A 22,470-nucleotide genomic window follows, 5' to 3' on the forward strand; every position below is an offset into this window, starting at 1 on the left:
AATTATGTTGGGTTATAGAAAAGGACAGTCCAATGTCATTAGAAAGTGCGATTACATTCTTTATTGCCATGTTTGTATTTGGTATTACTCCGGGGCCTGGCGTCTTTGCCATTTTAGCTCGTGCTATGGTTCAAGGATGGCGAAAGTGCGTCACGCTTTCGTTAGGTATGATATGCAGTGATCTTATTTACCTTGCGCTTGCCTGTTTCGGTCTAGCAACGATTGCCGAGAATTGGTCGATTGCGTTTGAGGTGATTCGCTATGTTGGTGCAGCTTATTTGATTTACTTGGGCTACAAGATGTTTAAGAGCCTGCCTGAAGTGCAAGGCTCTGCGGAACTTGCGGCCAAACAGAGTCAGAAATCTGAACTCGCGAGTTTCGCGCAAGGCTTTTTGATTTCAGCATCGAACCCTAAAGTGATTCTGTTTTATATTTCGTTCTTGCCGACTTTTATTGATCTGACTGTTCTGCGCTCACAAGATATCGTATTAGTTTCTGCTTTAGCATCTGTTGCTCTGATGTCAGGCTTAATACTTATCGCTGTGAGCGCGGGCAGAATGGCAGGTTTGTTAAAAACGCCACGCGCACATAAAAGGTTAAACCAAAGTGCTGGTGGAATAATGATTGCTGCTGGCTCATATTTGGCGATCAATCGATAAATACGAATCTTTAAACAAAAAGGCGAACCGATGGGTTCGCCTTTTTAGTTGGATATAAATGCCATCGTTTAAACAGAGACTTGTTTGTTAGTCACAATGGTGCAATTATTTAACGAGTGATATTACTCAGATGCATGTCTTATGATGACTATCGAACAACAGCTTTCTCGGCTGGATCTAAACTTATTGGTGTCGTTAAGTGTTTTAATCAAAGAGAGGAACGTAACGCGAGCTGCCAATACCTTGTATCTGTCTCAGCCTGCGATGAGTCGTACCTTAAGTCGCTTGCGAGAGTTGTTTGATGACCCACTGTTCTATCGAGAGTCTAATGGCTTAGTGCCCACGCAAAAAGCGTTAGAACTGCAAGCACCTTTAGAAGAGTTGCTATTGGCGATGCGAAGCCTAGTAACGAAATCTGCGTTTGATCCTGCTGAGTGTGTTCAAACCTTTGTTGTTTCTGTACCGCCATTAATGAGTCGGATGCTTTCTGTGCCCCTTGCTGAACGGTTCATGCACGATGCTCCAAACGCCAGTCTTATCGAATATCCGATTGCAAAAACGCCTACTAGCCAGCTGTTATCACGAGATGTGGATTTTACGATTCACATCGAAGCCCCGAGCAATCCAATCGAATTTCCATACGTGAGTCTTGGGCAGATCTATCCAGTATTTTACGTTTCTGAACATCACCCTTTAGCCAAAGCTGAAAATGTCACACTTGAGCAGTGCCTTGAATCTCGCTTTGTCGATCTCACGCTCGATATTCGCTCGAATTACGGACTGCAACACCCTGTAGACTCTTTTTTAGCTAAGAATGGAATGCAAAGAGACATTGCTTTTAAAAGCGGACAGCTTCTTACGTTAGTGGAAGTGATGCAGAGTTCGAATACAATTTTGGTTGCGACCCACAAATTGACGGAACTAGAGGGAATAGGCGACAAGATAGTGCCGATATTCTCTCTAGATAATGTTCCCGAATTAATGTTCGAACTGTTTTTGATTGAGCATAAGAGAACCGTTACCAGCCCAGCACACCAATGGTTTAAGAACTTAGTCGTGTCCGTGATTGAAGACGTTGTTTGTGACAGTTGATTAAGGCTACGGACTTTAGAGCTGGCCTAAGCAATAACCAGCTAGAGCAATAACCGACCTCCAGTTTTCATATGGATCTGGTTTAGATACTTCAGCGCCTGTGATTCATAACATGACGTCTTCCTTTCCAGCTTTATTATTTCTAATCATCAGTTGGTTTGCGCTCAGCCAATTTCAACGACAGCCCTAAACTGGATTAATTACCCTACCTGTCTATTGTTAAGCAGTGAGCCTGTTGAAGGTAATCGTTCATCTTAAGAATAAATCGATAGTGGTGACATAACTTTCATGCATATCTCTTATACGGCGATGTCATTTGTGAATTTATGCTGCCTTGATAACATTGTTCACAAGTTGAGCGGTTAACGAACTAACTGTTCGAACAAAAACAAATGGACTATGTATTGATTTAGCGTTATCGATTTATTAGAGGTCAACAATGAAAAAATTAGCATTAGTAGTTTTAGGTTTAAGCGCAGTTTCTCTTTCTTCTTACGCAGCTGAAGAAGTTTCAACTCTGACAGAGTTCTTCAATGCCGATGGTGAAGTGACTACCGTCGACAATTACGCGGTGTACGAAACGTCACGCCAATATTTGAAAAACCAAGAGCTTGTTGGCGTTAATAAATTCCTACACAAACGCGAACTCACGCCAACCGATAAACAGCCTGTGGTTCGAATGAACCGAGACACTTACTACTCAATGGCTGTGATTAACGTTTCGCAAGGCGCGACGATTACGCTACCTGAGATTCCTGAAGGCAAATACATGTCGATGGAAGTGATTACAGAAGACCACCGCATTCAGCCAATGCAATACGGTTCTGGTACGTTTGATCTTTCTACTCATAGTGGAGACCACGTGTATGTCATCGTTCGTACTGATGCGACGTTCACCAAAGATGAAGTTCATAAAATCCAAGATCAGATGAGTATTGATGCAAAAGCAGACGGCGAATTCATGGCAATGCAAGTGGATGAGAAATCATTCGATGAGGTAGAGAAAAACCTTAAGATGGAAATGCCGAAACTACTGAAACGCGATGGTGCTCAGGCGACGTTTGGTATGTTTACCAGCCCTGAAGATGCTTCAAAAGAGATGTTTACCAAAGAGAAGTACGCAGTGGGTGCGGCTATCGGTTGGGGTGGCGCGCAGTTAGATGACAATATTTACGAAGTCTCTGGTAACTTCCCAGCAGACACTTGTCATCAGGCAACCTTTGATGATCCTAAGAACCAAGCGTTTTGGTCGGTAACGGTCTACAACAAGCAAGGTTTCATGTTTGGTGAAGTGGCGAACGTAAGCTCAAACACGGCTGAGAAAAATGCAGACGGCACTTACACCGTAAGCTTTGGTTGTGGTGATGATGCAGTAAACAACATCAAAACAGAAAACGATTCTGGTGTGTTTAACTTAGCTTTCCGTCATTACATTCCAAGCCAAAAAGTACGTGATGGATTCCGAGTGCTTCCTTACGTGAAAGCAGTGAACTAATGTTGCGATAGTCGTACAACGATTATAGATGCGCGTTATTACCAAATGGCAATAACGCGCTTTTTATGGGTTCTATTTCATTTCTTGCTTTCTTAAGTGTAGAAACACAAAGGGCGACTCAAAAATGGTCTAACTTTGATTATACGCAGCGAGCCTCAGTTCAAATAAATCAATTAAACCTTCTTCCATCGATACTTTCAGTTGCACCACGCATTTGATCGAATTTAAACCCGCTGACACCTTATGTGATAACGCTTCCAGTTATCTTTTCAGCCTCTAAAGGGAACAAATACCACAACCAGCGTTATAAAAAGCGATAGCCGTGGAGTGTTATGAGTCCTATTTGAGGTGTATAGTTATAGGTAATTCATTGGGTTATTGAATATTTAAGTTATCAAAAGATGCGGATGTCATGAAGAAAAACGGATTTACTTTAATGGAATTAATCATCGTGATCGTGATACTCGGAGTATTAGCGGTAACGGCTGCTCCAAGATTCCTTGGTATTCAGGAATCTGCGAGAGAAGCGGTACTTGAAGGTGTTGCGGGTGCGATGGAAGGCGTGATCACGCAAGTGACTTCTAAAGCTATTATCGCAGGGCTTGATCCTAGTGCGGAAAATCCAGATGACCAAGGTGACTATGTTATCGATTTCGGTATCGGTCGCGTTGAAGTAGATTGGGGGACGCTTTGCCCTGAAAGTGAAGGGGACAAAGGTGACGAACTTGATATGATTGATTTTCTGACACTATCTGAAGATGATAATTTAACATCGGCTGTTGGAAACCGACACACTGTCGTTGGGTACACTCATTCATTTAGTGAAGCAGACCTTGATAGCAACAATCTAATTGACGATGCTTTGCCTGCTGGGTGTTATGTTATCTATGATTCTTTTGGTGGGCGAGTTACCGGAAATGAATGTCCTGCTGGTGGTTGCGAATGTACCGTTCGTGTAGTGAACGATGAATGTTAACCAGAGCAGCTAAACGATTCTATTTAGATTAAAGCTTATTCTAATTCAATAAAAAAGCGCGTTATTACCAAATGGCAATAACGCGCTTTTTTGTATTGGCTTATTGGTCTATCTTAGCTTTCTATTGCAACATCTGCTGGTGGCAAGTCACGCTTCTTAATTACGTATCGCAAGCGAAGCAACATCAATGCAGCTGATACGCTTAATCCCGTCAGAATACCAATCCAAAAGCCTTCTTCACCCATTGCAGGCACAATGTGGTCTGTTAGGCCCAATACCATGCCCAGTGGTAATGCTAAGCCCCAGTATGAAGCGATAGCTAAGATCATTGGTATCTTAGTATCTTTATAGCCACGCAGTGCGCCGTTAGCAGACGTTTGCAATGCATCACTGAATTGGTACATAGCAGTAAAGGTCAACAATACCGCTGCCGTTGCGCTTATCGCAGGGTCAGTGGTGTAAAGCCTAATGATCCACTCTGGGAATAGCAGGAACATCGCAACCGAAAGCAATGAAATCAATGCTGCAACCAAGATACCGACTTTGCTACGTTCAATCGCGCCTAGTTCGTCCTTTTCGCCAAGAGCGTGTCCAACACGAATCGTAATACCAAATGAAATACTCATAGGAATCACGTAAGTTAGGCTGGAAATGTTAAGTGCAATTTGAGCTGCTGCTACGTTCTCAGCACCAATACGACCAATCATCAGTGCGATTACCGCAAAGATGCTGCCACACACTGCAATGTTCATCCCGATAGGTAAACCTAATCTTAGAAGGTGAAGCATCTCTTTTGCTTTTGGCTTCGCATCTGAAAAGTTGATGATGGTCTTGTAATGGTGATGACCTTTAATGTAGGAATACAGCATTCCCGACATTAACCAGTACACCAAGCTTGTCGCCCAACCACAACCTACAGCGCCCATTTCAGGGAAGCCGAACTTACCGTAGATAAGCACGTAGTTGACCGGAATATTTACCAATAAACCAACCACAGAAATGATCATTGGCACTTTGGTGTTGTTCATACCTTCACAGAAACCATTCAAGGTGTAGAAAAGGGCAATACCCGGTACACCAAAGGCGAGGGCAAAGGCATAGTCACTGCCGATAGGGATGATTTCAGCGGCAACACCAATCCATTCTAGGATCGGTTTCGCACTCACCAAGTAAGCGATAAGCAGCACGCTAGCAATTAATGCGAGCCAAACCATCTGGAAGAATTCAACAGAGATACTTTGAAAGTCACGTGCGCCACGGTGGTAAGCGACAACAGGTGTTAACGCCATAATCACGCCACGCAGTAGCAGCAACACAGGGATCCAAAGGCTAGTGCCGAGAGCAATAGCGGCGAGATCGGCAGGGCTTACTTGGCCAGCCATTGTCGTATCGACAAATCCCATCGCTTGGGTAGCTATTTGAGTCAAAATGATTGGAACCGAAAGATGCATAAGCGCACCCGATTCACGAGTAAAAGGACGAAGTTTCGTTAGCATGGAAGTTCACAACACCAATATAAATACACGAATGATGGCAGGATGGCCGGTGTGCATTTTAGGATGTGCCCCGTTGGGCGGGCGACAATATAAACACCTTACCGTATAGGGTCAAGCATTGGATTTATAGAGTTTAACTAACTCTGAGATAGGGATAGGTTATTATGGTTAAAACACTAGTTTAATGTGTGTAACTTAATGATTTTGTGGGAATCATACTAGACGGATAAATTCTATATTTGCCAGGCTAATCACTAAGGTTATGATATAAGTGATTGTTATGGAAAGATAAAGGCTAGTACAATTAGTGGCATAAGCAAGTGAGCAGAACAACTCTGTCGATTAGTACAGAGTTTGTTGGTTTCATAACAGTTATGTTGAGTATTCAATATCACAATAAGGAAAAAATAATGGTTAATAGTATTAACTTTCAGAGCTTTATAGATTCTGAGTCACTGTACTTTTCAAAATACGGAAAAGGTGGTGTTCTAATATGTGCAGATAATGAGCAAACCTACAGCTTGGCCAAAGATTTCAATTCTAAACAGGACTTAGATTCTTTTCTTGGCGATAGCGTTAAGAAAGTTATTAGTATTCAAGTTAACGACGAAAATATTACTGTAGTTCTCGAGTTATCAGCTCCTTACGTAGTGAAACGAATAATGCCGAAAAATGAAGTCACAGTCGAAGTTTACGAAGTGCACCTGTAGGCATATTAATAAGCTATTCTAGTGATTCGCAACGCATGGCATTTTTATTATGCGTCGACTTTTGTGATTTAAGTTGGTGTACGGAAGCATCGATATTGCGTTGCTCACTAAAGCTTTCGGATAGAATATACATTGGAGGTTATATGCAAAATGGTAAGCTGATTTGGCATGTTGCATGCGATGAATCGGGTGTTGATGGTCAAAAGTATTATGGATTCGGGTCACTCTCTGGATGAAATATCAGCGGCGTGGAGATTTTGTTCGAATAATTCGAGAGTTAAGAGAAAAGCATAATTACCAAAATGAAATAAAGTGGCAAAAGGCACACAAGAAGCATTATGCAGGTTTCTATGAAGAGTTAGTCGAAATGTTTTTCAAGCATCAGTGGTTGGCCTTTCATTGCATTGTTATCCGAAAAGGAATGGTAGATAAAAAATATCATGATGGTGATTACGACTTAGCGATGCGAAAACACTTTACGAAACTAATTCAAACTAAGATCAGCGCTATACATAAAGCTCACCCTAAGCGCCAATGTGAGTTTCGCATTGAGGTCGATCCCTTACCTTCACGATACAAAAAAGCGGATGAAGCTTTTCATAAAATCGCCAATAGTATGCTTAAAAAGCAATTTGGTGGTGAGGTACCTATTCGCTCTGTCGTCACCAAAGATTCGAAAGACTCAGAACAAATCCAAATAGCAGACTTCTTATTGGGAGCCGTTATGAGTGCGTTCCAAGGAAAAGCGAGTTCACCAGCAAAGCTAAAAGTTGCCGAGAATATCGCTAGTTACCTAGGCTGGGAGTCTTTATTACACGATACAAAGCCAACTGAGCGAAAGTTTAATATTTGGTATTTTTACGATCCGACTAAAGGACCTCGTGAAATTGAAACTCAAGAGGTAAAACTCAAATACCAATTGCCAAAACGGACATGACAAACGGCTTTAGCACCAATATCAACTTGGCGCTATCCATTACACCTTTAAACCTAGCGCCGTATAAGCTTCTCACTGCCACAAAGCCAGCAGAAACACAAAAAGACCAATCCCAAGCGTGACTTTTAGAAGTAAGCCGAGAGGGGCACCACCTTTTGGTGCTTTGTTACAACATCCCATAATTGATTCCTAATTCAGTGTTGGTTTAGATCAACCTTAAACCTTTCCCTTACGGTAAGGTCAATGCTTAATTAGCCATATAATCTGGAATCAAAAAACAAAAAAGCGAACCAAGTGGTTCGCTTTTGTTTATCTAAAATCTACAAAAATTAGTCTTCGTAGTTGTCGATGCTTGGGCAAGAACAGATTAGATTACGGTCGCCGTATACGTTGTCTACACGGTTAACAGTAGGCCAGTACTTAGAGTTCTTCGTTGCTTTAGATGGGAAACAACCAAGTTCACGAGAGTAAGGGCGATCCCATTCTGCGCCAGCTAGGTCAACTTGTGTGTGTGGTGCGTTCACTAGAGGGTTGTTGTCTAGTGGCCATTCACCCGCTTTCACAGCTGCCATTTCGTGACGGATTGCGATCATCGCTTCACAGAAACGGTCTAGCTCTTCTAAATCTTCTGATTCAGTTGGCTCTACCATTAGCGTGCCAGCTACTGGGAAAGACATCGTAGGCGCGTGGAAACCGAAGTCCATTAGACGCTTAGCAATATCTTCTTCGCTGATGCCTGTTTCTTCTTTTAGTGGACGAATATCGATAATACATTCGTGCGCTACGCGGCCATTAGTACCACGGTAAAGAACAGGGTAGTGAGGACGCAGTTTTTCCATCACGTAGTTCGCGTTCAGAATCGCAACTTTAGTCGCATCTGTTAGGCCAGGTTCGCCCATCATTGCGATGTAAGCCCAAGAGATAGGTAGAATTGAAGCACTACCTAGATCTGCCGCTGATACCGCGTAGTCAGAACCTTGTACACCATTTTCGATGTGGCCTGGTAGGAAAGGTGCTAGGTGAGATTTAACACCGATAGGACCCATACCTGGACCGCCACCACCGTGTGGGATACAGAATGTTTTGTGTAGGTTCAAGTGAGATACGTCTGAACCGATGAAGCCAGGTGAAGTTAGACCTACTTGAGCGTTCATGTTCGCGCCGTCTAGATAAACCTGACCGCCCGCTGCGTGTACTTGTTCACACACTTCTTTCACTTGCTCTTCGTATACGCCGTGCGTAGAAGGGTAAGTGATCATGATGCTTGATAGGTTTTCTTTGTGCTTCTCGATTTTCGCTGCTAGGTCTGTCATGTCGATGTTGCCATCTTCATCACACTTAACAACCACTACCTTCATAGAAACCATTGATGCTGTTGCAGGGTTAGTACCGTGCGCCGAGCTTGGAATCAGACAAACGTTACGGTGACCTTCACCGCGGCTTGCGTGGTAGCGTTGAATCGCGATTAGACCTGCGTATTCGCCAGATGCTCCAGAGTTAGGCTGTAGTGAGAAATCGTCGTAACCGGTGATTTCACATAGCTTCTCTTTAAGATCTTTTGCTAGTGCTGTGTAACCCGCCGCTTGCTCTAGAGGTGCGAATGGGTGAATTGAACCAAACTCAGGCCATGTTACTGGAATCATCTCAGCAGCAGCGTTCAGCTTCATCGTACAGCTGCCCAGTGGGATCATGCCGTGCGTTAGTGAGAAGTCTTTGTTCTCAAGCTGTTTTAGGTAACGCATCATTTGCGTTTCGCTGTGGTGCGTGTTGAACACTGGGTGAGTTAGGAACTCTGATTCACGACGACAGTTTTCTGGAATTGCCGCAAACTCATTTGATGCAATGTCAGAAGATAGCGCTTGAACGTCTTCTTTTACGTCGAAGATAGCGAATAGGGCATTCACGTCGTCGACTGTGGTTGTTTCATCTAAGCTGATACCGATCTTACCTTTAAGAAGGCGCAAGTTGATGTCTGCTGCTTGTGCTTTCGCGTACAGTGCATCTGTCTTCTCTTCAGAGTTGATTGTGATGGTATCGAAGAAGCTGTTGTTTGTTAGCTCGTAACCCTCTTTAGTCAGGCCAGCCGCTAGGATAGCTGCCATGTGGTGTGTACGACGAGCGATAGTACGTAGGCCTTCTGCACCGTGGTAAACCGCGTAGAAAGACGCCATGTTTGCTAGAAGTGCTTGAGCTGTACAGATGTTCGATGTCGCTTTCTCGCGGCGGATGTGTTGCTCACGAGTTTGCATTGCCATACGTAGCGCTTGGTTACCGTGAGTATCGATAGAAACACCGATTACACGACCTGGCATTGTACGCTTATGCTTTTCACGAGTACCCATGAATGCAGCGTGTGGACCGCCGTACCCCATAGGAACGCCGAAACGTTGTGCTGAACCGATTACTACGTCTGCGCCCATTTCGCCAGCAGGCTTAAGTAGAGCAGATGCGAGTAGGTCAGTAGCAACGGTTACTAGAGTTTTGTTTGCTTGAGCTTTCGCAATGATGTCTGTTAGGTCACGAACTTCGCCCGTTGTACCAGGGTATTGAACTAATGCACCAAATACGTCTTGCTCTGGAAGTGTTTCAAGAGCGCCAACCATTACTTCAAAACCGATGTACTCAGCACGAGTTTTAACAACTTCTAGTGTTTGAGGGTGAACATCGTCAGCAACGAAGAATACTTTGCTCTTGCTTTTACCAGCACGCTTACACAGTGTCATTGCTTCGCCAGCCGCTGTCGCTTCGTCAAGAAGAGACGCGTTCGCGATTTCCATACCTGTAAGGTCCATTACCATTTGTTGGTAATTTAGTAGAGCTTCAAGACGACCTTGAGAGATCTCTGGTTGGTATGGTGTGTAAGCTGTGTACCAGCCTGGGTTCTCTAAAACGTTACGTAGAATAACGTTTGGAGTGAATGTGTTGTAGTAGCCTTGGCCAATGAAAGTACGTTTCACTTGGTTTAGGTTAGCGATCTCTTTAAGAGAGGCCAGCATGTCCATTTCGCTTAGTGGCGCAGCAAGTGTCATTGGTTTTTCAAGACGGATTTGTGCAGGAACCGTTTCGTCGATCAGTGCGTCTAGGCTAGTCGCGTTGATCGCTTCAAGCATTTTTTGCTGGTCTGCTTTATTTGGGCCGTTATGACGAGCAACAAACTCGTTTTGAGTACCCAGGTCTTTCAGTAATTGGCTTTGAAGTAATTCAGTCATGATATGTTCTACTTTCTCTCTGGAGCCGTGAGCTAGCCCCTAAAATTAAGCTGCTCAAAAGAGCAGCTTTATCGTAATGAGGTTACCTATTAGTCTTCTTCGATAGAGCTTAGGTATTCTTCCGCATCTTTAAGGTTGTCTAGTTCAGACGCATCAGACATCTTCACTTTAACAATCCAGCCACCTTCATAAGGTTCTTCGTTGATTAGCTCTGGGCTATCATCTAATTCTTCGTTGATTTCTACGATTTCGCCAGAGATTGGTGCGTAGATATCAGAAGCAGCTTTCACTGACTCAACTAGAGAGAAGCTTTCGCCAGCTTCGATTTCGTCGTCAGTGTCAGGCAGGTCAACAAACACAACGTCACCTAGCATCTCTTGAGCGTGCTCAGAAATACCGATAGTTACAGTACCGTCACCGTTGTCTTTTACCCACTCGTGGCTGTCTGCAAACTTTAGTGTATTGTCCATTGCTTATTCTCCAAAAATTTATGAGGTTTTAATTTAAATCTTAAAAACGGTCTAACGGTAAAGAGGGAAGCGCTTGCAAAGCTCTTTAACTTGCTTGCGAACACGTTGCTCAACTTCAGCGTTGCCTTCAGGGCTTTCAACTAAGCCATCAAGTACATCGCCGATCCATTCACCGATAAGTTTGAATTCTTCAGTGCCAAAACCACGACTGGTTCCAGCTGGCGTACCTAAACGAATGCCAGAGGTAATCATAGGCTTCTCTGAATCGAATGGTATACCATTTTTGTTACATGTGATCCCTGCACGCTCTAATGCCTCTTCAGTTACGTTACCTTTCAAGCCCTTAGGACGAAGGTCAACCAGCATTAGGTGCGTGTCTGTTCCGCCAGTCACAATGTCACAACCGCGAGTTTGCAACACTTCAGCAAGAACTTTTGCGTTGTCGATCACTGAATCAATATAAGTATTAAATTCTGGGCCAAGTGCTTCGCCAAACGCCACTGCTTTAGCCGCGATAACGTGCATGAGTGGGCCGCCTTGTAGGCCAGGGAACACTGCAGAGTTGATCTTTTTGTTGATGTCTTCGTGGTTCGTCAGAATCATACCGCCGCGTGGGCCACGAAGTGTTTTGTGCGTTGTTGTTGTAACAACGTGTGCGTGTGGTAGTGGGCTAGGGTGAGCACCTGTCGCGATAAGACCCGCGATGTGTGCCATATCTACCATAAGGATAGCGCCAACTTCGTCAGCGATTTCGCGGAATTTAGCGAAGTCGATAACGCGTGGGATAGCACTACCACCTGCAATAATCATTTTAGGTTCGCATTCGATAGCGAGAGCGCGTACCGCTTCGTAATCGATTTCAAGAGTGTCGCGGTCTACGCCGTATTGAACTGCGTTGAACCATTTGCCTGAAAGCGCAGGGCGTGCACCGTGCGTAAGGTGACCACCAGCGTCAAGAGACATACCTAGGATAGTGTCGCCAGGTTGAAGTAGGGCAAGTTTAACTGCGCCGTTCGCTTGAGCACCTGAGTGAGGTTGTACGTTCGCGTATTCACACTTGAATAGCTGTTTAGCACGTTCAATCGCAATAGCTTCTACTGTATCTACGTGCTCACAACCACCGTAGTAACGACGACCTGGGTAGCCTTCTGCGTATTTGTTGGTAAGGCAAGTGCCTTGAGCTTGCATTACTGCTTTAGAAACGATGTTCTCAGAAGCAATAAGTTCGATTTGTTCGTTTTGACGAGTGTTCTCTGCTTGGATTCCAGCAAATACTGCGTCGTCAGTCGCAGATAGGTTCGTAGAGAAAAAACTGTCTAAGCTATGGTTTTGATAAGCGTTCATTGTCGAGACCTTTCATTAAGCTAATGGTGATTGTTTTTATAGTCCATTAGGTCTTACGTTGATTTCTGCATCGGTATCGTTTGCGTTATATAGGTGTATAAATAGTGCGTTGCTTCTTATTTATACGACCATAGCGTCAAAGCGATCGTTGTAGGGTCAATGCAGCACGAATTGGTTCCCAAAAATTTCGGGTAAAAAACAGCTATTACAAATGTTAAATCTATCACTTGCTGCAAGCTGAAGTAGCATCTCTTCATCTAACAAGTCGATAACATAGCTCCGATAAAATCAATTTTCAACAAAAATTTCCAATAGGAAACAGATTTTCTCGTTTTGCTACAGGGAGCACGCTTTATTTCCCTGTGTGCTCTTTAATCAACAAAGCGCTTCATGCAACAATGAAATCAATAGACAGGAAGTAAGAAATGAATGAGGGACCTATGTCAGAAGACATTTATGATGAGTACCCATCTTTAACGTTGGCGAAAGAGACGTTAGATCAGAATATCGAACCACTTAGGCTCGGCCAGCGTATTAAAGATATCCGCAGCAAGCTGGGCATTACGTTAGAAGAGGCGAGCCAACGTACTGGTTTGGCGCGCTCTACGCTGAGTAAAATCGAGAACGAACAAATCTCACCGACGTTCCAAGCGATGCAGAAATTGGCTATGGGTTTGCAAATTGATATGCCGCAACTCTTTGAGCCACCAAGAAAAAAGGTTGCCACAGGACGTCGTGACTTAACTAAAGCAGGTCAGGGTAAACCTCACCCAACTCCGACTTACGAGCATGAACTGCTCGCGACAGAACTTTCGAATAAGAAGATGATGCCGTTCAAGAGCCGAGTGAGAGCACGCACCTTTGAAGAGTATAACGATTGGGTTCGCCACGATGGTGAGGAGTTCTTGATGGTGATCTCTGGTGATGTGATGTTCTACTCAGAATTCTATGAGCCGGTACCCATGAGCGAAGGTGACAGCATGTATTACGACGCCAACATGGGGCATATGTTGATTTCTACTAGTACAGAAGATGCACTGATTTTGTGGGTGACTGCAAAATAAGTTAACAAAGTTAGAATTTCTTATAGTGAATGCAAACGTTTGCTTTTGTTTCTAACGTTTGCCAAAAGACGCGATGTTGGTGTGAAAAGCATCAATATCGCGTTTTTGTATGCGACTGAAAGTTGTTTTTAAATTGTTAAATATCACATTTTGAGCTGTTTTAATCTTGTTAAGGGTGTAAAACTGACTCAGGCTTGTTTACTATAGTGAACACGGTTTACTCATGTTGATTGAAGTTTACTGAAGTGAATTCTTAGAAAGTGAGTCGTATAGCTTTTATACAGAAGCCTCTTTTTATATCGCTAGTAATAAAAGCCTATATAGAAGACATCACTTTTTACTATCTACTGTTTCTAACGTTAACCCATATCGTTAGAGGCGACTCTAAATAGAGATATAAGCGGCAGATTCGATTTGGAAAGCCTGCAACGCTTCATGGAGAATAAAATGACTCAAGAACACGCTAATCAAGACCTACTAAAAACACCTCTGCATGCACTTCACGTTGAAGTCGGCGCAAAAATGGTTCCTTTTGCTGGCTACGACATGCCAGTTCAGTATCCACTAGGTGTAAAGAAAGAGCACTTACACACTCGTGACGCTGCTGGTCTTTTTGATGTTTCTCACATGGGGCAACTGCGTCTACACGGTGAAAATGCAGCCGCTGTTTTAGAATCTCTGGTTCCAGTAGATATTATCGACCTGCCTTCTGGTAAGCAGCGCTACGCCTTCTTTACTAATGAACGGGGCGGCATCATGGATGATCTTATGGTTGCTAACCTTGGCGATCACCTATTTGTTGTTGTGAACGCGGCGTGTAAAACACAAGATATCGACCACCTAACGGCTCACCTTCCTGCAGACGTAAAAATGGAAGTGATTGATGACCGCGCTCTATTAGCACTTCAAGGTCCGAAAGCGTCTGAAGTTCTGGCTCGTTTCCAACCAAGCGTTGCAGACATGCTGTTCATGGATGTTCAAAAAGTCGATATCGACGGCGTAGAGTGCATCGTAAGCCGCAGTGGTTATACCGGTGAAGATGGCTACGAAATCTCAGTACCGAACGATCACGCTGAAGCACTTGCTCGTAAACTAACATCAGAAGCAGAAGTAGAGTGGATTGGCCTTGGTGCTCGTGACTCACTTCGTCTTGAATGTGGTCTATGTCTGTACGGTCACGATCTAGATACAACAACAACGCCGGTAGAAGCTAGCCTTTTATGGGGTATCCAAAAAGTGCGTCGTACTGACGGTGAACGTGCAGGCGGTTTCCCTGGCGCTGATATCATCCTTGAGCAAATCGCGACTAAAGACGTTCAACGCAAGCGTGTTGGTCTTGTTGGTCAGACTAAAGCACCAGTACGTGAAGGCGCTGAGCTGTTCGATGCTGAAGACAACAAGATTGGCGTTGTAACAAGTGGTACTGCGGGTCCTAACGCGGGCAAGCCTGTTTCTATGGCTTACGTTCGTACTGACCTAGCGGTTATTGGCACTAAAGTATTCGCTGAAGTTCGTGGCAAGAAGCTACCAATGACAGTAGAAAAAATGCCATTCGTACCTCAGCGTTACTATCGTGGCTAATCTCTTTTAAGAGAAACCACTAAGCTAAATGAAAGCCTATTGTTTGCTTCTCTTTATTGGGAAGCCTAACGGTAGGCTTTTTTGATTTTGGTAGCGTATGTCTTTGGTAACGTATTGCTTTTAACGTTACCCACTAACAACGGTTACTTAAAATTCGTTTATAAAATGAGATATGTGGCGATATCGTTACAAATACTTACTATAATCACGATTGTGACGTGTTATGGTGACGATTCATCATTTTTGTAAATAAGTAGTAGGGGTTACAAGGAGTTAACTATGAACGTAAACCATACAATGAGTCCGGTTCGTAAAGCCGTTTTAGGGCTTTTAGCGCCAATGATTTACACATCAAGTGTTATGGCGACAGAAAACTCGGTCGAAGTTTCTCCTGACGCGACTGTGACACCTTATATTGTTAATGGCAGCGATGCATCAGTTAGCGATTTCCCTTCAATGGCCAGCTTGTTCATCGATCGTATTGATTATGACGGTGTTTACTCAACAGGCCCTTACTGTGGTGCAACAATTTTAGATCCAACGCATATTCTAACCGCAGCGCATTGTATATACGGTAATGAAGAAGGGCAGTTGTTTACTGTTGTCGTCCCTCAAATTGAAGATACTTCTCAGTTTCCCAACGGTAACATCCAAAAAGCTCGTGTATCTGAGGTTTACTATCGCAGCGATTATTCAAATGCGTTGAGCGACCTATTACGCAATGACGTTGCAATACTTAAGTTAGAAAGCGCACTGAATATCGACTCAATCAATGATGTTGTAAAGCGTCCTAGTTCGGATGGTTATCGCAGTTCTTCTGAGGCGTTTACCGCTGTGGGCCATGGTGATACACGCACTGGTTTCGACGGAACCACTTTGCTACAAAAAGCAAACCTCAATTATGTAGACAATGCGACTTGTAAAACGGTATTTGCTGCTGGCAATGAGTTAACAGAGAATCAAATTTGTTTCGTTGGAGATGTGGCTACTTCTGGCTTGTACGGTGGCACTTGTCAAGGTGACTCTGGAGGTCCTGTCTACTGGAAGGATGGTTCGGTTTACAGACAAGTAGGGATTACCAGCTTTGGTCCTGAAACGTGTGGTGGCAGCTCAAGAGTAACTTCGGTATTCACTGAAATCTATGACTACAGAGATTGGATTACAGATGTAACTGGTGGTGTGATAGATAGTTCTGAAACCGTTCAAATTTCAGCAACAGAAGCTAAGCGAACGGCTTATGTGAATGCACGGACTTCATCTGGTTCAGGCGGCAGTGGAGGCAGTTTGTCGTTTGGCGTGCTAGGCGCGTTGATGTTACTCGGTAGGTTTAGAAGAGCGATGTCTTGTTAGATACCCACGTCTTCATGTTAGCTAAACAAACGGCCAGTCATTCAACTATGACTGGCCGTTTTTGTTTTGTTTGTTTAAGCCGTTCAGAGGATTAGGCACAGAATTCAGTAGACGCTTTTCTACTATACCTTTCGACAATCACATCCATCTCTTTTACTGCGTCGTTGATGCTTTGAATACCGCCTTGAGCCACACCTTTTTCATTTTCGTTCAATGCAGAAAAAGCTTGCTTTAATTCCTTACCTTCCAACATGTTCCCGTGCAGCAACACCTCTTTGTACGTGAGTAGCTTATGTTGTATTGCAATAATTTCTGGGCGGGGATTGTCTGATTCTAATGCGTGACTAATGCAAGGAAATGCCAATGTATAGCGATTCGCAATTTCCAATATGACGTCTTTCTTATTCGCAATTTGCAATTTTTCTAATTTCCCAACACTTGAATACTCAAGTTACCTAGCCTGTACGTTCACAACTGATATCAGTGTGAAGGTTTATGAAACGTAACGGTTTTATCAAGCGAATAATATGCCTTTGATGGCTTATGTAAACCATCACAAGTCAATATGGTCTGCTTCTTGCTGAATTTAGGACATAACTGTCTTTTGAGGATGAGCTTATGTCACAAGAACCCATAATATTGGCGCTGATTGAGCGTAGGAAACAAGCCAACTTGTCTCAAGAAAAGTTAGCCTCGAGTGCAGGAATGAGCTTAAAAACCTATCAAAGGATTGAACGCGGAGAGGCGGACATCAAGATGTCTCAGTATCGTTCAATCACTAGAACCTTAAAAGTGACGGATTTGGATGTGGTGCTTGATATTGTTGGCGCATCACAAGTAACAGCGGAAGATGTAGCTGCGGTCAGTCGTCTGCTGACCAGCGAAGAGCGCCTGTTGTTGATCAAGCTGATTTTGTCGGTCAAAAAGAAGCAGTAGTCTTTCTTTCAAATAAACAGCGTAATAGATCGATTCGTTAGTCAAATTGACAGATACTTCTAGGGTAATGTGTTCTCTGAGGGCATGAAGCCATCAGCTCACTCTTCCACGCAGCTGTTTGGTGGTGCTTCTTTGTTTTTTGCTTTCTAAACGTCTTTTCTGAGAGCCACGCGTCGGCTTAGTTGCTCGTCTTACTTTTTGAACCTTTGTCGCTTCCAAGATCAATTCTTTCAAGCGCACTAAAGCATCATCTCGGTTTTGTTCCTGAGTTCTATACTGTTGCGCTTTAATGATAATCACACCGTCTTTGGTGATGCGGCTATCTTTGTGTGCGAGGAGCTTTTCTTTATAGAAGTCAGGTAGGGTAGAGTGCTTGATATCAAAACGTAAATGTATCGCGCTCGATACTTTATTGACGTTCTGACCGCCGGCTCCTTGTGCTCTGATCGCTGTTAACTGGAGTTCCCAGTCTTGAATCGAAACAGAGTTAGATATTTGTAACATAAACATCCATTTTGAACGGTAATATGGCGCCATGATACTGAATATTGGTTATGGTATCAGTAACTTTATTTAAGAGTGGTAGTAGTGATGAAAATAGATTTAACGGCATATGAAGGATTAATCTTTGATATGGACGGTACGTTGATCGATACAATGCCTGCACATGTAAAGGCGTGGGAGCGAACGGCTGAAGAGTTTGGCTTTCATTTTGAAGCGTCTTGGCTGCATAGCTTAGGTGGCATGCCGAGTTATAAGATAGCCGGTGAGGTGAACAGCAAATACGGTTTATCGCTCGACCCACAAGCGGTTTCTACGTTTAAAATGGCGTCGTTTGCGGCTATCGAAGACAAAGGAGACGTTATCCCTTGTACTCACTCTCTGTTGTTAGAGCATCTGGGTAACAAGAAGATTGCAGTCGGAACGGGCAGTCAACGTAAAAGTGCCGAACAGTTACTGGATAAGACAGAGATCTTGAGTAAGCTCGATATTCTCGTGACAGCAACAGACGTTAAGAATCACAAACCAAATCCGGATACTTTCTTAGATGCGTGTTTTGGTATGGGTTTGCAGCCAAAGCAGTGTGTTGTGTTTGAAGATACGAACCTAGGTAAGCAGGCTGCTCATGCTGCGAACATGGATTGTATTCTAGTGGTAGAGGGGAACAAACTAGAGTTCTATCCTGCACCAAGCTGATTGCAAGGATTGGGTTGTTAAACCGCCAAACTAATAGCCTAGCGGAACAATACTGATTTTCTGTTAGGCGATTTCGCTCATTTCGCTGTCTAGGAACAGGCACACACTGTTTCGACCTGCTGCTTTGGCTTCATAAAGTGCTAAATCGGCGCACTTGTAGTTAAGAGCAGGGTCGTTGGTCAGGTTGGTAATTCCACCACTGACCGTCACCACGTTATCGAGCTCAATACTGACTGCGATTCTCAATCTGTTAAGTACATACTCAGCTTCTTCTGTTGTGGTATGAGGCAGAATAACGCCAAACTCTTCGCCACCAATACGAGCCACAAAATCAGTTTCTCGGCACTCTCGTTGTAATACTTGAGCAACGGTTTGAATGACGCGATCTCCATAATCGTGACCAAATCTGTCGTTGATGCGTTTGAAGTGGTCTATGTCCAAAATCGCTAAACAAGACTGTTCGCGAGTAGGGTAACGATTAACACGAGAGCACTCATCTCGCAGCTCAAGATCGAATTTACGGCGGTTCCAACACCCAGCTAAGGCATCTTTTTCACTCAGGTTTCTCAGTTTGTTTTCTAGCTCTTTGTGTTTACTTATATCCACAAATGAAGCGACATAAAACTGAATCACGTCTTTCGAGTCTTTAATGGTTTGGATTCGCAATATTTCCGTGATCAAAGACCCGTCTTTACGACGATTAACCACTTCGCCTTCCCACATGCCTTTCTCTTTGATGATGCTCCACATCTTGATGTAGAACTCTTCGTTGTAGCGACCAGAGGCAAACATGGACGGTTGGCGGCCTTTTACGTCTTCTAACTCGTAGCCACTCACACGGGTGAACTCTTGGTTTACTTTGATGATTCGGTTGTTTCTGTCGGTAATCACCAAGGCAGACATGCCATTCATTGCGGCCTTAGCAAGTTGGCTCTCGATACTGTTCTTCTTGTGGTTGCTGTTCCACAATACGAAGCCAGCGGAGATCATCGAAATCAAGAAAGACAAGGTGATGATCTGAACGACGATCGCTTGTTTTTCTTGTCGGTATTGACTGCTGAACTGCTGATTTTCAATGTGAAGAACCATGTAAATAGGGCCTTCAAACTGTTTGATTTTAGGGCTGATGTCGGAATGAAAATACCAGTTCTCACCATCGAAATAGCTCGAAGATGTCTTGTCTTGAATCGCAGTCCAAAGCTCAGGGTATAACTTTGCGTAAGTCTGCTCTGAACGTGATTCAATTACATGTCCGAAAGATTCCGTAGGATCCGGCCCCATGATTATGTGTCCGGTTTTGTTGAGAATAATAGGAACAGCAGAAGATGCACCAATTTGATAGTGAAGGCGCTTATAAATCTCAAGCATGTTCAGGTTTGCGATGAAGTAACCAATAATGCGGTTGTTTTCAGCGACTGGCGTCATAATGCGTAGCGCTGGAATCAAAGGGCGAACGATCTCTCCGTTTTCGACTTCAAGATCAATACCGCGAGAGCTAATCTCACCAATCTTTAATTGCTGTAGTACCTCATAGTAATCACGCGAAGACTTGTTCTGCAGTTCACTATCTGGAACCACGATTGCTTGATTGTCTTTATAATTAACGCGAAACACTTCGTTGCCAGCTAGATCGAGGTAACGAAGATGGGAATAGTATTTTTGGCCACGAGCTAACATCACCCAAAGATCTTGCAGGGTTTCTTTATGGATAATAGAAGGTTCTCGAATCGCTCGGAGTAGTGTTTGAGAGTCGGCGATTGAAGGAACAGAGTTAGAGATTTGCTCAACAATAACAGCGAGTTCATGAAAGCTGTATTCGATTTGATTTTGGCTAGACTGCTTAATATTTAGAGTGTGCTGAGCATCTATTCTGTCAAGTTCAGAATTGATGTAGAGGGCAGGGACTAGTCCTAGGGCAAAGATGGTACATAGAAATTGGCTGACTAGTTTTTTTATACTTGTATTCATCACTGTCCTCAAAGAATCAGCGCAATACTATATATATTATAGGGTTTTTAATGTGATCTTGACCGAGAAGTTAAGACAAGATTCGCATATAACTACGATTTAAGTGCAACTTCTTGCAGTTAAGCTTGATTGTTGAGCAATCACTTCGTTAGTAAATGATTGCTCAATATAGAACACTGCTCCGAAACCTAAGCTAAATTAATCGCGATTAATTGCCGATTATCTAACTAAGGGCAGCTAGCTTAGGCCGACGATATTTCCATTACTATCAATATCTAACGACATGAACGCCGGTTTGTCAGGCAAGCCTGGCATGGTCATCACATTGCCGCACAACGCGTAAATAAAACCAGCACCAGCACACAATTTTAGTTCTCTAACGGGCACGTCAAATTGGATTGGTGCACCTTTTACGTGTGCTTCTGTCGAGATCGATAATGGTGTTTTTGCTAAACAAACCGATAGGTCGTTATAGCCATGCAGTTTGAATTCGGCCAGTTGTTTTTTAGCCAGTGGAGATAGCGTAATACTTGCTGCGCCATAGCCAACTTCAGCGACTGCCATCAGCTTTTCTTCTAGGCTTTGCTCTGAGTGATACAAAGGCTTAAATCCACTCTGTTTTTGGCAAGCTTTTACCACGGCGTGAGCCAGTTGAGTCGCCCCTTCGCCACCTTGACCAAATGCTTCGCTTACTTCAACGCTAACGCTTGGATCGAAGTCGGTGATCATCTGTTTCAAAGCATCGAGCTCTTGAGCTGAGTCTTGTGGGAATCGGTTAATCGCAACAACTGTAGGCACTTGGTATTGCTTAACGTTAGTGATGTGCCATTTTAGGTTCTCAAACCCTGCAACAAGCGCGTCTTGGTCATCATTAAAGATTGAATCAGGTAACGGAGTGCCCGGTCTCAAATCGTATAAACCAGAGTTAGCCTTTAATCCACGTAAGGTTGCGACAACCACAGCGCAATCGGGCTTCTTGTTCGACGCTTTCGCTTTTATGTTGCACGCTTTCTCAAAGCCCATGTCTGAGCCGAAACCACCTTCAGTTACCACAAAGTCACTCAGCTTTAACGCTATTTTATCGGCAATAATTGAAGAGTTACCATGTGCGATGTTCGCGAAAGGCCCGGCGTGAATTAGGGTAGGAACGCCTTCAAGGGTTTGCATCAATGTTGGTTCAATAGAATCCTTCATGGTCACGGTCATTGCGCCTGCAACGTTGAAGTCATCTGCGGTTAGCGGCAAGCCTTGTTTGTTGTAAGCAAGTACCACTCGTCCGATGCGCTTTCTCAAATCTTGAAGGTCATTGGCTAGAGCAAGAATGGCCATTAGTTCAGAAGCGGCTGAGATATCAAATCCATCTTCTCGCTCAAAGCCGTTAATTGTTTTGTCTGCTTCGTTCTTGCCAACCGTGATCATGCGTAATGCGCGATCATTATGGTCAAGTACACGTCGCCAAACGATTCTACTTGGGTCGATATTCAGTGCTTTTAAGCCTGAGCGCGTTTCAAAGGCGTCTAACCCTTCACGCTGTTCATGATACAAACGTGCATCAATGGCGGCGGAGGCGAGGTTGTGAGCGGCCGTAACAGCATGAATATCACCCGTGAGATGCAGGTTTAATTGTTCCATAGGGGCAACTTGAGAGTAACCACCGCCCGCTGCGCCGCCTTTTACACCAAATACCGGGCCCATTGAAGGCTGACGAATGCAGGCCATTGCAGATTGGTTAATCTTTGCGAGGCCTTGTGCTAATCCGATAGTAGTGACGGTTTTGCCTTCACCAAGAGGTGTCGGTGTGATCGCCGTGACTACGACTAACTTACCATCTTGTTGGTTGGCGAGGCGTTCAAGTGATGTGAGAGACACTTTAGATTTGAATTGCCCTAATGGCTGATGTTCGTTGTGGTGCAGGCCAGCTTGCTTGGCAACCTCACTGATGTTTTTAAGGGGAGTAGAGCGACAAATATCAATATCAGACAGCAT

Annotated in this window: 19 protein-coding genes; 11 read left to right on the forward strand and 8 right to left on the reverse strand. The window is 43.8% G+C overall.

The window, feature by feature from the left end:
• The first annotated feature begins 32 nt into the window (after positions 1-32).
• From AB6E78_RS05965 to AB6E78_RS05980, 4 genes are all read left to right on the forward strand, one after another.
• The gene (locus AB6E78_RS05965; RefSeq protein ID WP_372133303.1) at positions 33-659 is read left to right on the forward strand and encodes a LysE family translocator; all 627 of its coding nucleotides are present in this window, start codon (positions 33-35) and stop codon (positions 657-659) included.
• Between the two features lie 141 nt (positions 660-800).
• Positions 801-1,751: a LysR family transcriptional regulator gene (locus tag AB6E78_RS05970; protein ID WP_372075023.1), complete on the forward strand. Its 951-nt coding sequence runs from the start codon at positions 801-803 to the stop codon at positions 1,749-1,751.
• 439 nt (positions 1,752-2,190) lie between these two features.
• The gene (locus AB6E78_RS05975; RefSeq protein WP_050646387.1) at positions 2,191-3,246 is read left to right on the forward strand and encodes a DUF1254 domain-containing protein; all 1,056 of its coding nucleotides are present in this window, start codon (positions 2,191-2,193) and stop codon (positions 3,244-3,246) included.
• Between the two features lie 412 nt (positions 3,247-3,658).
• A complete protein-coding gene (locus AB6E78_RS05980) occupies positions 3,659-4,222 on the forward strand; it encodes a type II secretion system protein (protein WP_372133307.1) in 564 nt (187 codons plus the stop codon).
• 113 nt (positions 4,223-4,335) lie between these two features.
• Here the strand turns inward: AB6E78_RS05980 and AB6E78_RS05985 are convergent, their stop codons facing one another.
• Complete coding sequence (locus AB6E78_RS05985; RefSeq protein ID WP_050648643.1) at positions 4,336-5,718, reverse strand: MATE family efflux transporter; 1,383 nt, start codon at positions 5,716-5,718, stop codon at positions 4,336-4,338.
• A gap of 410 nt (positions 5,719-6,128) precedes the next feature.
• On the opposite strand from AB6E78_RS05985, the gene AB6E78_RS05990 reads away from it, so the two are divergent.
• Together AB6E78_RS05990 and AB6E78_RS05995 are read left to right on the forward strand one after the other, a co-directional pair.
• Complete coding sequence (locus tag AB6E78_RS05990; protein ID WP_102331904.1) at positions 6,129-6,428, forward strand: hypothetical protein; 300 nt, start codon at positions 6,129-6,131, stop codon at positions 6,426-6,428.
• Positions 6,429-6,660: 232 nt separating this feature from the next.
• Complete coding sequence (locus AB6E78_RS05995) at positions 6,661-7,365, forward strand: DUF3800 domain-containing protein (RefSeq protein ID WP_372133310.1); 705 nt, start codon at positions 6,661-6,663, stop codon at positions 7,363-7,365.
• A gap of 329 nt (positions 7,366-7,694) precedes the next feature.
• On the opposite strand, the gene gcvP is transcribed toward AB6E78_RS05995, so the two are convergent.
• From gcvP to AB6E78_RS06010, 3 genes are all read right to left on the reverse strand, one after another.
• Positions 7,695-10,574: an aminomethyl-transferring glycine dehydrogenase gene (gene gcvP, locus AB6E78_RS06000; RefSeq protein WP_372132488.1), complete on the reverse strand. Its 2,880-nt coding sequence runs from the start codon at positions 10,572-10,574 to the stop codon at positions 7,695-7,697.
• Between the two features lie 89 nt (positions 10,575-10,663).
• A complete protein-coding gene (gene gcvH / locus AB6E78_RS06005; RefSeq protein ID WP_372133313.1) occupies positions 10,664-11,044 on the reverse strand; it encodes a glycine cleavage system protein GcvH in 381 nt (126 codons plus the stop codon).
• A gap of 51 nt (positions 11,045-11,095) precedes the next feature.
• Positions 11,096-12,388 carry a serine hydroxymethyltransferase gene (locus tag AB6E78_RS06010; RefSeq protein WP_372133316.1) on the reverse strand — a complete coding sequence of 431 codons (1,293 nt, stop codon included), beginning with the start codon at positions 12,386-12,388 and terminating at the stop codon, positions 11,096-11,098.
• A gap of 440 nt (positions 12,389-12,828) precedes the next feature.
• On the opposite strand from AB6E78_RS06010, the gene AB6E78_RS06015 reads away from it, so the two are divergent.
• From AB6E78_RS06015 to AB6E78_RS06025, 3 genes are all read left to right on the forward strand, one after another.
• On the forward strand, positions 12,829-13,452 hold the full coding sequence (locus AB6E78_RS06015) for a helix-turn-helix domain-containing protein (RefSeq protein ID WP_017059847.1): 624 nt from the start codon (positions 12,829-12,831) through the stop codon (positions 13,450-13,452).
• 447 nt (positions 13,453-13,899) lie between these two features.
• Complete coding sequence (gene gcvT / locus AB6E78_RS06020; RefSeq protein WP_372133319.1) at positions 13,900-15,033, forward strand: glycine cleavage system aminomethyltransferase GcvT; 1,134 nt, start codon at positions 13,900-13,902, stop codon at positions 15,031-15,033.
• 279 nt (positions 15,034-15,312) lie between these two features.
• A complete protein-coding gene (locus tag AB6E78_RS06025) occupies positions 15,313-16,383 on the forward strand; it encodes a trypsin-like serine protease (RefSeq protein WP_372133321.1) in 1,071 nt (356 codons plus the stop codon).
• Between the two features lie 91 nt (positions 16,384-16,474).
• Here AB6E78_RS06025 and AB6E78_RS06030 read toward each other — a convergent pair whose 3' ends face one another.
• On the reverse strand, positions 16,475-16,801 hold the full coding sequence (locus AB6E78_RS06030; RefSeq protein WP_372133324.1) for a hypothetical protein: 327 nt from the start codon (positions 16,799-16,801) through the stop codon (positions 16,475-16,477).
• Positions 16,802-17,001: 200 nt separating this feature from the next.
• On the opposite strand from AB6E78_RS06030, the gene AB6E78_RS06035 reads away from it, so the two are divergent.
• A complete protein-coding gene (locus AB6E78_RS06035) occupies positions 17,002-17,319 on the forward strand; it encodes a helix-turn-helix transcriptional regulator (protein WP_017059843.1) in 318 nt (105 codons plus the stop codon).
• A gap of 93 nt (positions 17,320-17,412) precedes the next feature.
• On the opposite strand, the gene arfB is transcribed toward AB6E78_RS06035, so the two are convergent.
• The gene (gene arfB, locus AB6E78_RS06040; protein WP_017059842.1) at positions 17,413-17,823 is read right to left on the reverse strand and encodes an alternative ribosome rescue aminoacyl-tRNA hydrolase ArfB; all 411 of its coding nucleotides are present in this window, start codon (positions 17,821-17,823) and stop codon (positions 17,413-17,415) included.
• Between the two features lie 87 nt (positions 17,824-17,910).
• Between arfB and AB6E78_RS06045 the strand changes: the two genes are divergently transcribed.
• On the forward strand, positions 17,911-18,516 hold the full coding sequence (locus AB6E78_RS06045; RefSeq protein WP_017069882.1) for a beta-phosphoglucomutase family hydrolase: 606 nt from the start codon (positions 17,911-17,913) through the stop codon (positions 18,514-18,516).
• A 63-nt stretch (positions 18,517-18,579) separates the two neighbouring features.
• On the opposite strand, the gene AB6E78_RS06050 is transcribed toward AB6E78_RS06045, so the two are convergent.
• Positions 18,580-20,484 carry a diguanylate cyclase gene (locus AB6E78_RS06050; protein ID WP_017069883.1) on the reverse strand — a complete coding sequence of 635 codons (1,905 nt, stop codon included), beginning with the start codon at positions 20,482-20,484 and terminating at the stop codon, positions 18,580-18,582.
• Between the two features lie 237 nt (positions 20,485-20,721).
• On the reverse strand, positions 20,722-22,470 hold the full coding sequence (locus AB6E78_RS06055) for a formate--tetrahydrofolate ligase (protein ID WP_065584254.1): 1,749 nt from the start codon (positions 22,468-22,470) through the stop codon (positions 20,722-20,724).

The organism is Vibrio sp. 10N.247.310.98, assembly GCF_041467395.1.
Taxonomy (GTDB): Bacteria; Pseudomonadota; Gammaproteobacteria; order Enterobacterales; family Vibrionaceae; genus Vibrio; species Vibrio crassostreae_C.

What these genes read in the sequence shown, in the direction of transcription:
- AB6E78_RS06025 (WP_372133321.1), top strand. Translation starts at nt 15,313, where the DNA reads ATGAACGTAAACCATACAATGAGTCCGGTTCGTAAAGCCGTTTTAGGG.
- AB6E78_RS06055 (WP_065584254.1), bottom strand. Translation starts at nt 22,470, where the DNA reads ATGCTGTCTGATATTGATATTTGTCGCTCTACTCCCCTTAAAAACATC.
- gcvH (WP_372133313.1), bottom strand. Translation starts at nt 11,044, where the DNA reads ATGGACAATACACTAAAGTTTGCAGACAGCCACGAGTGGGTAAAAGAC.
- gcvT (WP_372133319.1), top strand. Translation starts at nt 13,900, where the DNA reads ATGACTCAAGAACACGCTAATCAAGACCTACTAAAAACACCTCTGCAT.
- AB6E78_RS05970 (WP_372075023.1), top strand. Translation starts at nt 801, where the DNA reads ATGATGACTATCGAACAACAGCTTTCTCGGCTGGATCTAAACTTATTG.
- AB6E78_RS06015 (WP_017059847.1), top strand. Translation starts at nt 12,829, where the DNA reads ATGTCAGAAGACATTTATGATGAGTACCCATCTTTAACGTTGGCGAAA.
- AB6E78_RS06045 (WP_017069882.1), top strand. Translation starts at nt 17,911, where the DNA reads ATGAAAATAGATTTAACGGCATATGAAGGATTAATCTTTGATATGGAC.
- AB6E78_RS06010 (WP_372133316.1), bottom strand. Translation starts at nt 12,388, where the DNA reads ATGAACGCTTATCAAAACCATAGCTTAGACAGTTTTTTCTCTACGAAC.
- AB6E78_RS05980 (WP_372133307.1), top strand. Translation starts at nt 3,659, where the DNA reads ATGAAGAAAAACGGATTTACTTTAATGGAATTAATCATCGTGATCGTG.
- AB6E78_RS06050 (WP_017069883.1), bottom strand. Translation starts at nt 20,484, where the DNA reads ATGAATACAAGTATAAAAAAACTAGTCAGCCAATTTCTATGTACCATC.
- AB6E78_RS05990 (WP_102331904.1), top strand. Translation starts at nt 6,129, where the DNA reads ATGGTTAATAGTATTAACTTTCAGAGCTTTATAGATTCTGAGTCACTG.
- arfB (WP_017059842.1), bottom strand. Translation starts at nt 17,823, where the DNA reads ATGTTACAAATATCTAACTCTGTTTCGATTCAAGACTGGGAACTCCAG.
- AB6E78_RS05975 (WP_050646387.1), top strand. Translation starts at nt 2,191, where the DNA reads ATGAAAAAATTAGCATTAGTAGTTTTAGGTTTAAGCGCAGTTTCTCTT.
- AB6E78_RS06035 (WP_017059843.1), top strand. Translation starts at nt 17,002, where the DNA reads ATGTCACAAGAACCCATAATATTGGCGCTGATTGAGCGTAGGAAACAA.
- gcvP (WP_372132488.1), bottom strand. Translation starts at nt 10,574, where the DNA reads ATGACTGAATTACTTCAAAGCCAATTACTGAAAGACCTGGGTACTCAA.
- AB6E78_RS05995 (WP_372133310.1), top strand. Translation starts at nt 6,661, where the DNA reads ATGAAATATCAGCGGCGTGGAGATTTTGTTCGAATAATTCGAGAGTTA.
- AB6E78_RS05985 (WP_050648643.1), bottom strand. Translation starts at nt 5,718, where the DNA reads ATGCTAACGAAACTTCGTCCTTTTACTCGTGAATCGGGTGCGCTTATG.
- AB6E78_RS05965 (WP_372133303.1), top strand. Translation starts at nt 33, where the DNA reads ATGTCATTAGAAAGTGCGATTACATTCTTTATTGCCATGTTTGTATTT.